At 58.8% G+C, this 13,433-nt stretch carries 13 protein-coding genes; 11 read left to right on the forward strand and 2 right to left on the reverse strand.

The features are described from left to right. Positions 1 to 79: 79 nt before the first annotated feature. Together Q9S52_RS09285 and Q9S52_RS09290 are read right to left on the reverse strand one after the other, a co-directional pair. Positions 80 to 709 carry an aminotransferase class IV gene (locus Q9S52_RS09285; protein WP_304708918.1) on the reverse strand — a complete coding sequence of 210 codons (630 nt, stop codon included), beginning with the start codon at positions 707 to 709 and terminating at the stop codon, positions 80 to 82. Beyond that, a complete protein-coding gene (locus Q9S52_RS09290) occupies positions 687 to 1,700 on the reverse strand; it encodes an aminodeoxychorismate synthase component I (protein WP_304708919.1) in 1,014 nt (337 codons plus the stop codon). Before Q9S52_RS09290 ends, Q9S52_RS09285 begins: the two co-directional genes overlap by 23 nt. A gap of 149 nt (positions 1,701 to 1,849) precedes the next feature. Here Q9S52_RS09290 and Q9S52_RS09295 point away from each other — a divergent pair, with 149 nt between their 5' ends. From Q9S52_RS09295 to murD, 11 genes are all read left to right on the forward strand, one after another. After that, a complete protein-coding gene (locus Q9S52_RS09295; protein ID WP_294592064.1) occupies positions 1,850 to 2,620 on the forward strand; it encodes a sulfide-dependent adenosine diphosphate thiazole synthase in 771 nt (256 codons plus the stop codon). Continuing rightward, positions 2,613 to 3,236, forward strand: a complete 624-nt coding sequence (gene thiE / locus Q9S52_RS09300) for a thiamine phosphate synthase (RefSeq protein ID WP_304708920.1) — start codon at positions 2,613 to 2,615, stop codon at positions 3,234 to 3,236. Before Q9S52_RS09295 ends, thiE begins: the two co-directional genes overlap by 8 nt. A 163-nt stretch (positions 3,237 to 3,399) precedes the next feature. Further along, positions 3,400 to 3,669 (forward strand): co-chaperone GroES, encoded by a 270-nt coding sequence (groES, locus tag Q9S52_RS09305; RefSeq protein WP_294592049.1) that lies wholly within the window; start codon positions 3,400 to 3,402, stop codon positions 3,667 to 3,669. Positions 3,670 to 4,005: 336 nt separating this feature from the next. Beyond that, entirely contained in the window at positions 4,006 to 5,640 is a 1,635-nt protein-coding gene (groL, locus tag Q9S52_RS09310; RefSeq protein WP_294592047.1) for a chaperonin GroEL, read from the forward strand. Between the two features lie 1,678 nt (positions 5,641 to 7,318). After that, positions 7,319 to 8,572: a phospho-N-acetylmuramoyl-pentapeptide-transferase gene (gene mraY, locus Q9S52_RS09315; RefSeq protein ID WP_300828993.1), complete on the forward strand. Its 1,254-nt coding sequence runs from the start codon at positions 7,319 to 7,321 to the stop codon at positions 8,570 to 8,572. Positions 8,573 to 8,619: 47 nt separating this feature from the next. Next, positions 8,620 to 9,339 (forward strand): zinc metallopeptidase, encoded by a 720-nt coding sequence (locus Q9S52_RS09320; RefSeq protein ID WP_294592015.1) that lies wholly within the window; start codon positions 8,620 to 8,622, stop codon positions 9,337 to 9,339. A 211-nt stretch (positions 9,340 to 9,550) separates the two neighbouring features. Next, positions 9,551 to 9,820: a hypothetical protein gene (locus Q9S52_RS09325; protein ID WP_304708921.1), complete on the forward strand. Its 270-nt coding sequence runs from the start codon at positions 9,551 to 9,553 to the stop codon at positions 9,818 to 9,820. Beyond that, entirely contained in the window at positions 9,810 to 10,907 is a 1,098-nt protein-coding gene (gene prfA, locus Q9S52_RS09330) for a peptide chain release factor 1 (RefSeq protein WP_294592013.1), read from the forward strand. Before Q9S52_RS09325 ends, prfA begins: the two co-directional genes overlap by 11 nt. Before the next feature lie 45 nt (positions 10,908 to 10,952). Beyond that, on the forward strand, positions 10,953 to 11,348 hold the full coding sequence (locus tag Q9S52_RS09335) for a CCC motif membrane protein (protein ID WP_297830528.1): 396 nt from the start codon (positions 10,953 to 10,955) through the stop codon (positions 11,346 to 11,348). A gap of 27 nt (positions 11,349 to 11,375) precedes the next feature. Next, complete coding sequence (locus Q9S52_RS09340) at positions 11,376 to 11,612, forward strand: DUF2752 domain-containing protein (protein ID WP_297830526.1); 237 nt, start codon at positions 11,376 to 11,378, stop codon at positions 11,610 to 11,612. Between the two features lie 117 nt (positions 11,613 to 11,729). Beyond that, on the forward strand, positions 11,730 to 13,085 hold the full coding sequence (murD, locus tag Q9S52_RS09345; protein ID WP_304708922.1) for a UDP-N-acetylmuramoyl-L-alanine--D-glutamate ligase: 1,356 nt from the start codon (positions 11,730 to 11,732) through the stop codon (positions 13,083 to 13,085). Positions 13,086 to 13,433 lie beyond the last annotated feature (348 nt).

Consider the following 13,433-nt stretch of genomic DNA (forward strand, 5'->3'; position numbering starts at 1 on the left):
TGCGCTCTAAAGTTTTTCTGGTTCTCTTTGTTCACAAAGAGAACAGTACCCTCCAACCCAAAGTACACAGATTAACAGATTAATAGTCAATTCGGTTGCTCGGCAAGAGCAGCGTGCCGAAATCATTCATCGCATTGAACAGCGCGATATGGGAGTAGTGCCCCTCGCGTAAGTTTTCGAGTCGAATTTCACGGGGGACGATCGTCCCCCGTTTGATTAGCCATTCCCGCATCGTCCCGCGCAAGAGCGGTGAAGCCGGCGTGTGCCAGAGCTCGCGCGAGCCTCCCGCCACCCGGAACGCCACATTGCAAAACGTCGTATCCGTGATCCGCCCGTCGCGGAGCAGCAGCGCATCGCCGTAGCCCTTCGCCAGCGCCCGTTCGTGCCACACAGTCAGTTCCCTCCGGTCGGCATACTTGTACCCGTAGTCGAAAGAATCGACCTCCGCCGCCAGCAACGAACCGATCCGGGGAGGCGTATAACGCCCATATTCCACCGCCTCGACCCCCTTAGCCCCGTAGACCACCCGACACTTCGCCATCCCCTCGTGTAAATCTCCCGGCACCGGATATCCCCTTCGGATCGCCGCCAACTCCGGCACCGCGGCGACGCCGTACCGCTCCCGGCACGTGCGTTCGACCCGCTCCTGATGCAGATGCAGAATTTCAGCCTCCGGCCAGCAGCCGTCAGCGATCCGTATCGTTTCCACGCAAAGGCACATAGACTTTCTGTTTCATTTCCGCATACTCCGCCGTCCGGTCGCTGCGGAACGTGATCCCCCCGCCGCTCTTGAACAGATACTCCCCCCGCTCCGCCCCCGGCGCCCGTTCCAGAAAACGGATCATCACCCCGCTCTCCAGCTCCCTCCCGTCGAACAGCCCGCACACCCCCGTATAATACCCCCGGTCGTAGGTCTCCGCCTCCGCGATGATTTCCAGCGTTCGGAGTTTCGGCGCCCCCGTCACCGACCCCGCCGGCAGCAACTCGAACAAGATCGACCCCACGCGATCGCGCCAATTCGTTCGTAACTTCCCGCTGATCTCCGAGCTGACCTGCAACAACTCCCCCGCATGCGTCGCCACCCGGTCGACATAGCGATACCGCTCCACCCGCACCCCCGTCGCCACCCGGCTCAGGTCGTTGCGCAGCAGATCGACGATCGTCGCATGTTCTGCCGCCTCTTTCGCATCCTCCAACACTCGCCGTTCCGCCTCCGGCAGCGCCGCATCGATCGTCCCCTTCATCGGGAACGTCGAAATCCGTCCCTCCGCCCCGATCCGCACGAACCGTTCCGGCGAGAAACAGACGAACCGGTTGTCGAACCAGATTTTGTACCGCGCCTCCGTGCCGTCGAACACCTCGCGCAGCGTCAGGTTGCAAGTCACCGGCGTTTCGCACGTCAGATTGACCAGATAGCTGTTCCCCGCCCGCAAATGTCCCATGACCGTCTCGAACCCCCGGTCGTACTCCTCCCGCGTGCAAAACCGCGGTTCCCATACTAATTCCGGCGCTTCGTCGCCCAGCGCGAAAGCATTCGTCCGTCCGCCGATCGCATAGAGCAGCCGGGCCGGATCCACCTCCTCCAGCGGCTCCACCACACAAGCCCGCATCGCGTAGTCGATCAGGAACAGAAACGGCCGCCCCTCCGCCTCGAAGCGATCCATCCGCTCCCGTGCCACGTCTTTGTCGTAATATTCCACTCGTCAGCAAAATCTTGTCCGGCAAAAATAGCATTTTTGCGCCGCAACCCCTATATTTGTGTCCCCTCCTGGAACCGGAGGGCCCTGCGCCCCGGACGCTCCCGGCCTGTCGAGGGGGAAAATCGTACTTGTAAAAAATCATTCGAACGATGGAAAAACTCGTTTCCCTCGGGATAGTCGAAAACTATTTCGAAAAGCTGAAAGCCAACCTCTCGGTCGATGCCGCCATCGTCGGCGGCGGCCCGTCCGGACTCGTGGCCGCTTACTATCTGGCGAAAGCCGGCAAACGCGTCGTTCTCTACGAACGCAAACTCGCCCCCGGCGGCGGCATGTGGGGCGGCGCCATGATGTTCAACGACATCATCGTCCAGCAGGAAGCCCTGCCCATCCTCGACGAACTCGGCGTCAGCTACAAACCTTATAAAGAGGGAACTTACGTGCTGGACTCCGTGCACGCCACCTCCGCCCTCGTCTACGCCGCCACCAAAGCCGGGGCTACTATTTTTAACTGCTACTCCGTGGAAGACGTCATCTTCCACAACGAAGAGGTAGCCGGTCTGGTGGTGAACTGGGCCCCCGTGATGCGCGAAGGGATGCACGTCGACCCTCTGATGGTGACCGCCCGCGCCGTGCTCGAAGGCACCGGCCACGACTGTATGATCGCCCGCCTGGTGGCCCGTAAGAACAACGTCCGGCTCAATACTCCGACCGGTGAAGTGGCCGGCGAACGGTCGCTGAACGTCGAAGAGGGCGAGCGGCTCACCGTTGAGAACACCAAGGAGGTCTATCCGGGTCTGTTCGTGAGCGGTATGGCGGCCAACGGGGTGAGCGGCGCATTCCGTATGGGGCCGATTTTCGGCGGCATGCTGATGTCGGGCCGGAAAGCTGCCGAACTGATGATCGCCCGGATCGATGGATAACTTCGGCCTGTACGTCATCCTGACCCGTCCCGCCGTGGGACACGTCGTTGCAGCGGAAGCAGCCGTGCGTTGCGGCGTTCGGATGCTTCAGTTGAGGGAGAAGAACCTCCCCGACGGCGAGCTGCTGCGTATCGCCCGCGAAGTGCGCGCCGTGACCCGCGGAACGGAGACCCGATTTATCGTCAACGACCGGCCCGACATCGCCCTGCTGAGCGGAGCCGACGGCGTTCACGTCGGCCAGGGCGACTTGCCCGTGGCCTCTGTGCGGCGCATCGTCGACCGGGAGATGATCGTGGGTCTTTCGACCCACTCCATCGAGCAGGCCCGCGCCGCGTTGGCTTCCGAGGGAGTAGACTATATCGGCTTCGGGCCCGTTTATCCGACCACCACCAAAGCCGTGCCCGATCCGGTGGTCGGGACCGAGCAGTTGCGCGAGGTGCTCGGCTTCGCGCAGCTGCCGGTGGTCTCCATCGGCGGGATTTTTCCGGAGACCCTGCCGGCCGTTTTGGCAGTCGGCGCCCGGAATCCCTGCCTCGTGCGTCACTTCATGGAGCCCTCCGATCCGGCGGAAGTCGAGTGGCGCATCCGCGAGATACAACGTATGATCGCAGGGTAGCTTGGCGTTTATTGCGTACATCATGTTCAAAATGACAGCCCGCAGGCTGTCATTTTGACATAAAGAGTCAGCCGGGCCGCTTTGGCATAAAATATGCACGGTACCGCTACCGCTGAACGAAACCTGAATTCAGAATCCAAAACAAATAAAACATTTACCGATCATGAAAATCAAACCGTTAGCAGATCGCGTGCTGATCGAGCCGAAACCGGCGGAAGAAAAAACCGCTTCGGGTCTCTTCATTCCTGACACGGCCAAAGAAAAACCGCTTGCCGGTACGGTGGTGGCGGTGGGCCCGGGTACCGACGAGGTCAAGATGGAGGTCAAAGCGGGCGATCAGGTGCTCTACGGCAAGTATGCGGGCACTGAAATCTCGTTCGATGGGAAGGATTATCTCATCATGAAACAAAATGACATCCTCGCGATTATTTAATCGCTCTATTATTGTGGATTGAACAGGAGTGAACTGTTCTCTTTGTGAACAAAGAGAACCAGAAAAACTTTCAAGGATGCTTCGCATCCTAAAGCTGCCGGCGACCCAACTCTCGGGCTTTCTTTGGGCCGGGAGCAACGGCGCGCTAAAGGTTTAGCCTACATATAAAGCGCGCCGTTGCCCCGACCCAAAAGGAATCACGAAGACTGAGGACTGCGAGCCTAAGGAGTAGCGTAGCTATCATGAAAGTTCTTTGGGTACCTTTTCTGAAGAAAAGGTACGGTTCCGTCCGGCTCCATGCAAAATCATAGAACCATAAAAACATCAATTACAGAGATGGCAAAACAGATTATATTCGATACCGACGCCCGTGAACAGTTGAAATCCGGCGTAGACGCACTGGCCAACGCCGTGAAAGTGACCCTCGGGCCGAAAGGTCGGAACGTGCTGATCGACAAAAAGTTCGGTGCTCCGCAAGTGACCAAGGACGGCGTCAGCGTAGCCAAAGAAGTGGAACTGGAAGACAACGTCGCCAATATGGGCGCCCAGCTCGTGAAAGAAGTAGCCTCGAAGACCAACGATGACGCCGGTGACGGGACGACCACCGCCACCGTGCTCGCCCAGGCCATTATTACCACCGGGATCAAGAACGTGACCGCCGGCGCCAACCCGATGGATTTGAAACGCGGGATCGACAAAGCCGTTGCCGCCGTCGTGGCCGACCTTCAGAAACAGAGCCAGCAAGTCGGCGACGACATCAGCAAAATCGAGCAAGTCGGTACCATTTCGGCCAACAACGACTCCACCATCGGTAAGTTGATCGCCGAAGCGATGAGCAAAGTGAAGAAAGAAGGCGTTATCACCGTCGAAGAAGCCAAAGGGACCGAGACCCATGTCGATGTGGTCGAAGGGATGCAGTTCGACCGCGGTTACATCTCTCCCTACTTCATGACCGACCCCGAGAAGATGGAAGCCGACCTCGAAAAGCCCTACATCCTGATCACCGACAAGAAAGTTTCGACCATGAAAGAACTTCTTCCGGTGCTCGAACCGGTGGCACAGAGCGGGCGTGCCCTGCTCGTGATCGCCGAAGACGTCGACGGCGAAGCCCTTTCATCGCTCGTGCTCAACAAATTGCGCGGCACGCTGAAGATTGCGGCCGTCAAGGCTCCCGGCTTTGGCGACCGTCGCAAAGAGATGTTGCAGGACATCGCTATTCTGACCGGCGGAACCGTGATTTCGGAAGAGACCGGCCTGAAACTCGACGCTGCGACCATCGATATGCTCGGTTCGGCAGAGAAAGTGACACTAACCAAAGAAAATACGACGATCGTCAACGGAGCCGGCAAGAAAGACGCCATCCAGGATCGTGTGGCCCAGATCCGGAAACAGATCGAAGCCTCGACCTCGGACTACGACAAGGAAAAGCTTCAGGAACGCCTGGCTAAATTGGCCGGCGGCGTGGCCGTGCTTTACGTGGGCGCCGCGACCGAAGTCGAAATGAAAGAGAAGAAAGACCGCGTCGACGATGCACTGGCAGCGACCCGTGCTGCGGTCGCCGAAGGGATCATCCCGGGCGGCGGCGTGGCTTATATCCGTGCTACCGCTGCGCTCGAAAAGCTCAAAGGCGACAACGACGACGAAACCACCGGGATTCACATCGTGAAACGCGCCATCGAAGAACCGCTGCGTCAGATCGTAGCCAATGCCGGCGGCGAAGGTTCGGTCGTGGTCAATAAAGTGAAAGAAGGGAAGGGTGCATTCGGGTACAATGCCCGTGCCGACCAGTACGAAGATCTCTTCAAAGCCGGGATTATCGACCCGACCAAAGTGGCTCGTGTGGCCTTGGAAAACGCCGCTTCCGTGGCATCGATGTTCCTGACCACCGAATGCGTGCTGGCCGATATTAAGGAAGAAAATCCTGCACCGGCTATGCCGGCCGGAATGGGAGGTATGGGCGGCATGATGTAGTCCCCCGTCCAGACTCTTGGATAAGAGAACCGCGTTCGGTATCGCATTTTGCGATGCCGGACGCGGTTCGTTTTTGGGGATAGGTGAGAGTAGGGCAGACTGTCCGCCGCACCGCGCGTTTGTGTGATGCGGGTATACCCGGCCAGAGCATCCCGCAGGGATGCGCTCTAAAGTCTTTTTGGTTCTCTTTGTTCACAACCGACGCTGCCAGCGAGTGCAATGCAAACGTAGTTTGCAAATTGCCGAGCGGCGAGGAGGAACCGAGTAGCGTACCGAGGGCAGAGACCGCTTGCGGGCTATGCCGAGGTAGCACGAGGAAGCCGAAGGCAACGCGAAGCTAAAAGGAATAGTTCGAAGGCGGGTCAAAGCTCAACCGCGCGCGACTGCTGGAAAAGGAAATCGTTCAAAGCGACTTGCGCTTTGGACAAGATTTTCGCCAGCGCGCGGACAGAGAGCGGTGCGAGGAATTGGGCTGAGGCTGCCCGCGTTGCATAGGGGTAGAGGCTGGTAGTTGAAATGCGTAAGCATTTCCCGTCCACGGGACGTGGGGCCCGCGCGGCCTGAGCGCAGTCCCCTCCTGTAGCCAAAGCCGCGCGCCCCGCCTAAAAGAGCGATTCAACTATTTCGGCGGTAGCCGAATATGGATGAATCGCGCAGGCGCGCGAAAAAATTGCTCACTCACAAAAACTCCGTCGCCCGCCCGTCTGAAAGGGCATATTCTACCGGTTGGTACTCGGCCAATCCGGCAAGAATTGCCGCGGGCGACGTTTAGGAGTAGACACGCCCAGTTTTCGCGTGCCGAGCGGCACCGGCGGAGCGACAGCGGAGCCGCAGTGAGGCGGACACGGGACGGAGAACTGGGGCGAGCTTTGGGCTGCGATTGTTTTTCAGGCTCGAAAACCGGTTACGGTTTTCGAGCCGCGCTGGCCGAGCATGAGGCTTGGACTGGGGGCGGTGGGTTGGGCTGAACTTGTTGGTCATGCTTTGGGCTGCGAGCGAGTAGCTAAGTCCCCGTGTTAACGGTCGGCCCGCAGCCCCCGGATGCGGAGGGGACGCACAGCGTCTTTTACTGGCCGCCTCAGCCTTAATATTCGTTCTCCGTTGACTGCGGCCGAAAACAAATTGGCTGTGCTTCTGCGGTTCATCGAACCGCCGGCCCTGTCGCCCAGCGGCGAAGCCGCTCGGGGGGTGGGCGACAGGCCGAACCCGACAGACATGATCAATAAATGGGCCGTGCTCTTGCGGTTCGAAGAACCGCGCGGGCCGAACGCCTGCCCACGGGCGGCCCGCAACACGCCGCTCACGCGCCGAGAGTTGCCGTTCCTCCCGGGCGTCCGACCCACCAAGGTTAAAAAAAGTAGGGTAGAGGCTGGCATTAAAAGACGCTATGCGTCCGTTTATTCCGAGAGGCAGCGCAACTGAAAACCGTGGGCACGGAAGTTCGTGTAGCCGGGATTGAGCCACGTCATGTAGAAACTCAAGTACACGCCATTGGTACCACCGGCCGTAGAAGACCAGCCGTCACCGCTGTTACCGACGTTACGCTGCACGCCCGCATCGTGCCCGCGGTAGCCCGGGGCGGGCCGCTCCGGCAGAAAGCTTTCGTTAATCCTCCCACCCGTGACGAAAAGCCCGCCGGAATGACTATCTTTGTCCAGGAAAAAGCGCGCAACAACCCATGATCTATCACATCGCCGAATACCTCGACCGGACCATCGACCTGCCCGGTGCCGGGATGTTCAACTATATATCCTTCCGATCCGCACTGGCCATCGTCGTATCGCTGCTCATCGGGATGGTTTTCGGGAAATACATTATCCGCCTGCTCCAGCGTCGCCAGATCGGCGAAGAGGTGCGAAACCTCGGTCTCGAAGGCCAGCTCCAGAAACGCGGGACACCGACCATGGGCGGACTCATTATTTTGGCCGCAATCCTTATACCCGTTCTTTTGTTCGCCGACCTCACCAACATCTATGTCCAGTTGATGCTCGCCACCACCGTATGGTTGGGCCTTCTGGGCTTTCTCGACGACTACATCAAAGTCTTTCGCAAGCGGAAAGAGGGGCTTAACGGCCGATTCAAGATCTTGGGCCAGGTGAGCCTCGGGATTATCGTCGGCACCACCATGTGGATCAGCCCCCAGATCGTCTCGCGCGAGCCCGCCGCCGTGCGGCAGCAGAACGAAGTCGAGCGCGTCGTGGCTAACGACTTGGGGAACCGGCGCACCGTGCTCTATTTGACCCCGCCCGAGAAATCCACCGACACCACCGTCCCGTTTTTCAAAAACCGCACTTTGGACTACCGCAACCTGATTCCCATCGAAGGGAAATGGGGCGATACGCTCGGCTGGCTGCTCTATATTCTCGTCGCCACTTTCGTGATCACCCTCGTCTCCAACGGCGCCAACCTCACCGACGGCTTGGACGGCCTGGCCGCCGGCGTCTCCGCCGCTATCGGCGTCGTGCTCGGGATTCTCGCCTACCTCTCCGGGAACGTCATCTATTCCGAGTATCTGAGTATCATGAATATACCCGGCTCCGGCGAACTGCTCGTCTTTGCCGCGGCATTCGTGGGCGCTTTACTCGGATTTCTGTGGTACAACTCCTTCCCCGCGCAAGTGTTTATGGGCGATACCGGCTCGTTGGCCGTCGGCGGGATTATCGCCGTCTTCGCGCTGCTGATCCGGAAAGAACTCCTCTTGCCCATTCTTTGCGGCGTGTTTATCGTCGAGAGCTGCTCCGTGATCATTCAGGTCTTTTGGTTCAAATACACCAAACACCGGTACGGCGAAGGCCGTCGCGTGTTTTTGATGGCCCCCCTGCACCACCACTACCAGAAAAAAGGCTACTTCGAAGTCAAGATCGTCACCCGTTTTTGGATCGTCCAATTGTTGCTGGCCGCCATTACGCTGATGACCCTCAAGATACGATAACCACCTTTCGACACGTTTTTTATAACCAAACCACACACTATTTTATCATGACACTGCTGACCGCTTCCTCCTCCTACTTCTATTCGATGGGGCCCGAGTTCCTGCTCATTATCGCTATCGGGATCGTCGGTTTTATCGTCCAGTCCCGTTTGCAGAGCGTATTCAACAAATACTCGAAAGTTCCTTTTGCCGGCGGTCTGACCGGTCGCGAAGTGGCCGAAAAGATGCTACGCGACAACGGCATTACCGACGTCCGCGTGACCCACGTCTCGGGCGAGTTGACCGACCACTTCAACCCGGCCAACAAGACCGTGAACCTCAGCGATTCAGTCTACGAGAGCAACTCCGTCGCCGCCGCGGCAGTAGCCGCTCACGAATGCGGCCACGCCGTTCAGCATGCCGTGGGGTATGCTCCGCTCAAATGGCGTTCGGCATTGGTTCCCGTGACCAGCTTCTCTTCGAAGTTCGCGATTCTGTTCATCATCGGCGGTATTGTGCTGGCCGGCGTGACCAATAACCTGGTATTGTTCTGGATCGGCATCGGGATGATCGCCATGTCCGCCTTGTTCAGTATCGTGACCCTGCCCGTAGAGTACAACGCCTCGCATCGGGCCTTGGCCTGGCTCGAAAACGAGCAGATTCTGAACTCGCAACAGCAGGCTCAGGCCAAGGAAGCATTGACATGGGCCGCCCGGACTTATCTGGTCGCCGCCTTGTCCGCGATTGCGACCTTGATCTACTACATCGGCTTCGCCCGCCGCGACTAGGGTTCTGTGTCTACCCGCATGGAACTGCCGCTTTTTGGCTACGCGTTGCCTTCGGCTTCCTCGTGCTACCTCGGCATAGCCCGTAAACGGTCTCTGCTCTCGGTACGCTACTCGGTTCCTCCTCGCCGCTCGGTAATTTGCAAACTACGTTTGCATTACGCTCGCTGGCAGCGTCGGTTGAAAGAAAGCGGCCCAAAGAAGAGTCCGAGATTTGGGCTCCCGGCAGCGGGAGGATGCGAAGCATCCGTCTGAAGTTTTTTTTGGTTCTTTTTGTTCACAAAAAGAACAGTTCGAGGCGGAACAAAGCTCGACGCGCGCGAAAAACGCCGCCCGCCCGTATGAAAAAGGGAAATCCTTCCAAGCATTCTGCGCTTTGAACAAGATTTCCTCCGGCGCGCCGACCGAAACCCCACTCTCTCCGGCGCGAAAGAAAAAGCTTATCTTTGTACGATTGAAACGAAACGCGATATATGGCAGATAATACCATACTGGCCAAATTGGACGGCATTCGGGAGAAATACGCCGCCATATCCCGGCAGATCACCGATCCCGAAGTGATGAGCGACATGAAACGATACATCCAGCTCAACAAAGAATACAAAGAGCTCGGCCCCATCGTCGAAGCCGCCGATCGGTACCGCACCGCCGTCGCTAACTTACAGGAAGCCAAAGACCTCTTCGCCAACGAGAAAGACGAAGAGATGCGCGAGATGGCCCGCGGCGAGATCGAGACCCTCGAACCCGCCATCGCCCGGCTCGAAGAAGAGATCAAACTCATGCTCATCCCCGCCGACCCCCAGGACAGCAAAAACGCCATCATGGAGATCCGCGGCGGCGCAGGCGGAGACGAAGCCGCCATTTTCGCCGGCGACCTTCTGCGGATGTACCTCAAATTCTTCGAACGGCGAGGCTGGAAAGCCGAAATCAACAGCCAGAGCGAAGGCACCTCCGGCGGTTATAAGGAAGTCGTTCTGAAAATCACCGGCGACGGCGTTTACGGCGTTTTGAAATACGAATCCGGCGTCCACCGCGTACAGCGCGTGCCCCAGACCGAGACCCAGGGCCGCGTGCATACCTCCGCCGCCTCCGTCGCCGTGCTGCCCGAAGCCGAAGAATTCGACATCGACCTCAAGATGGAAGACATCCGGAAAGACACCTTCTGCGCCTCCGGGCCGGGCGGGCAATCCGTGAACACCACCTATTCCGCCATCCGGCTGACCCACATTCCCACCGGCATCGTCGTCCAGTGCCAAGACCAGAAATCCCAGCTCAAGAACTTCGACAAAGCCTTGGAAGAGCTCCGGACACGGATCTATAACCTCGAATACCAGAAATACCTCGACGAAATCTCCTCCAAGCGGAAGACCATGGTTTCCACCGGCGACCGCTCCGCCAAGATCCGCACCTACAACTATCCCCAGGGGCGGATGACCGACCACCGGATCGGCTACACCATGTACAACCTGCCCGCCTTTATGGACGGCGACATCCAGGAATGCATCGACAAACTCCAGTTCGCCGAAAACGCCGAACGGCTTGCCGCAGCCGCCAGCGAAGACGAAGCCTGACCACCTGTTTTGTCTGTGAAATCTTTACACTAAAAGGATACGGATATGGAAAACTACAACGAAAACCAACCCCAATCGGAACAGCAACAGCCGCAACCCAATCCCGGCGGCGGATATTATGCCCCGAAACCCAGCCTGCCCAATGCAGCCGCTTCGTTGGTGCTCGGGATTCTCTCTGTGGTCACCAGCTGCTGGTTCGTCGGCCTGATCCTCGGCATTATCGGCCTCGTTTTCGGGAACAAAGCCCGCGCCATCTACCTCGCCGCACCCAACGACTACAACGGATACGGGATGGCCAACGCCGGTCGCGTGTTGTCCATTATCGGGATTTGCATAGGCGGCCTTTATATCCTCTACGTATTGGTTATCATCGGGATTATCGGCATCGGCGTCGGACTCTCGGAAGGCGCCGACTGGTTCCGCCAGATCAGCTCGCTCTGAGAGGAGCTCGTCGGGCGCTATCGCCTCATGCCCTGCGCCTATCGGCAACTGTTCGGCTTCGATTGCCCCTTCTGCGGCGCGCAGCGCTCCCTCCAGCTCTTGTTGCAGGGCAGACTGCGCGAGAGCCTGTTGCTTTTTCCCGCCTTGTTGCCGTTGGGCGCCACCATGCTCCTGATTCGGCACCCCCGCCTCCTGCGGATCATGCTGTGGGTGGACGTGGCGATTCTGCTCGGGAGCTGGCTGATTCGCCTGATTTGGAACTGAAGAATACGAAACGCGTTACGCATTTTTGCGCGGCGCGTTTTTTTGTATAAACCGTCCTCCGCATCTCTCGCCGGGCGTCGGAAAACATTAAATTTGCAGGATTAAAACGCATCGACTATGGCATTGGCAGTGATTTTGGGAGGCGGCGAGAGCGGATACGGCTCTGCCGTGCTGGCCTCCTCGAAAGGGTACGACGTCTGGCTCTCCGACGCCGGCCAGTTGAAAGAGTCCTACCGTTCTCGCCTGGCGGAACGGGGGATCGCCTTCGAAGAGGGTTCCCATTCCCTCGGGCCTATTTTGGAAGCTGAATTTGTGGTCAAGAGCCCCGGCATTCCGGAGAGCGCCCCCGTCGTGCAGGCCATTCGCGAGCGGGGGATACCCGTGATCTCCGAGATCGAGTTCGCCGGTCGCTACCTTGCGCCGCACACCCGCACCGTCTGCATCACCGGCAGCAACGGGAAGACCACGACGACGACCCTGATCCATGCGATGATGCGCACAGCCGGTTTTCGGGCCGAACTGGCCGGGAACATCGGCCGGAGTCTGGCTTTGCAGGTGGCCGAGACCGAACCGGAAGAGCAGCCGGACTGGTACGTGATCGAATTGAGCAGTTTCCAGTTGGACGGGATGTACGATTTTCGGGCCGACATCGCCCTCCTGCTGAACATCACCCCCGATCATCTGGATCGGTACGACCACCGGATGGAGAACTATGTCGCCAGCAAATTCCGCATCACGCAGAATCTTCGGCCGGACGATCTCTTCGTCTGCAACGGCGAGGATCCGGAGACCCAGGCCTATTTGCCTCGGGTGCAGGCGGGATTACAGGCCGAGATCTGCTCTTTTTGCGTGAAAGGCGCCTCCGGCCCGGCCTCATACGATGCTGTTGCGGGGATGTTGAGGTGCGACGGCTTCGAGTTTCCGGTCGCCGAGATGCGGATCAAAGGGTTGCACAACATCGCCAATGCACTGGCCGCCGTCGCCGCCTGTCGGAAAGCCGGCGTGCCGGATGCCGCGATTGCCGAGACCCTGCGCACGTTCGGCGGCGTGGAGCATCGGCTGGAGCCGGTGGCGACAATCGATGGGGTAGAGTATATCAATGATTCGAAAGCGACGAACGTCGATTCCGTGTGGTATGCCTTGCAGTCGATGACGCGTCCGACGGTGTGGATCGCCGGCGGGACGGACAAAGGGAACGACTACGGCGTTCTGATGCCGTTGGTGCGTGAGCATGTGCGTGCCGTCGTCTGCATGGGGCTCGACAATGCCAAGTTAGTCCGTTCCTTCACCGGCGTCGTTCCGGTTTACGACACCTCGTCATTGGCAGCCGCCCTTGCCGCCTGTCGCGAGGTGGCCGAGGCAGGCGATACGGTTTTGTTGTCCCCCGCCTGTGCGAGCTTCGACCTTTTTCGGAATTATGAAGACCGCGGCCGTCAGTTCAAAGAGGCCGTTCGTGCTTTTTCTGGCGAGTGAATTTATGCGTTTTTTGTTCGTGCTATGACGTGCTGTCTTTTTTTCGCGCGGTACCGCGCGGACAGAGAACGGGGTAGAGGCAGCCATTAAACCACCCGAAGAGTGCGCCCGCCCGGCGGACACGTTCGCGCCACGGCGGGCGGCCTTTATTACTTCAAAGCAAACGCGCGCCACGCCTTAGGGGGGAAATCGTCAAAATGTGCTTGCACGTTTTGACAAGATTTCCCAAGGCGCGCGAACAAAGAGCGGTGCGAGGAATTGGGCCGAGGCTGCCGTAGCGAAACGCAAGTTTCGCCCGTCCACGGGACGTGGGGCCCGCGCGGCCCGAGCGCAGTACCCTCCTGTAGC

It is taken from the genome of uncultured Rikenella sp. (assembly GCF_948810725.1).
GTDB lineage: Bacteria > Bacteroidota > Bacteroidia > Bacteroidales > Rikenellaceae > Rikenella.

Excerpts from the sequence above, each read along its gene's own strand:
- Q9S52_RS09320 (WP_294592015.1), top strand. The coding sequence starts at position 8,620 with ATGACACTGCTGACCGCTTCCTCCTCCTACTTCTATTCGATGGGGCCC.
- Q9S52_RS09340 (WP_297830526.1), top strand. The coding sequence starts at position 11,376 with ATGCCCTGCGCCTATCGGCAACTGTTCGGCTTCGATTGCCCCTTCTGC.
- thiE (WP_304708920.1), top strand. The coding sequence starts at position 2,613 with ATGGATAACTTCGGCCTGTACGTCATCCTGACCCGTCCCGCCGTGGGA.
- groL (WP_294592047.1), top strand. The coding sequence starts at position 4,006 with ATGGCAAAACAGATTATATTCGATACCGACGCCCGTGAACAGTTGAAA.
- Q9S52_RS09295 (WP_294592064.1), top strand. The coding sequence starts at position 1,850 with ATGGAAAAACTCGTTTCCCTCGGGATAGTCGAAAACTATTTCGAAAAG.
- murD (WP_304708922.1), top strand. The coding sequence starts at position 11,730 with ATGGCATTGGCAGTGATTTTGGGAGGCGGCGAGAGCGGATACGGCTCT.
- prfA (WP_294592013.1), top strand. The coding sequence starts at position 9,810 with ATGGCAGATAATACCATACTGGCCAAATTGGACGGCATTCGGGAGAAA.
- mraY (WP_300828993.1), top strand. The coding sequence starts at position 7,319 with ATGATCTATCACATCGCCGAATACCTCGACCGGACCATCGACCTGCCC.
- groES (WP_294592049.1), top strand. The coding sequence starts at position 3,400 with ATGAAAATCAAACCGTTAGCAGATCGCGTGCTGATCGAGCCGAAACCG.
- Q9S52_RS09335 (WP_297830528.1), top strand. The coding sequence starts at position 10,953 with ATGGAAAACTACAACGAAAACCAACCCCAATCGGAACAGCAACAGCCG.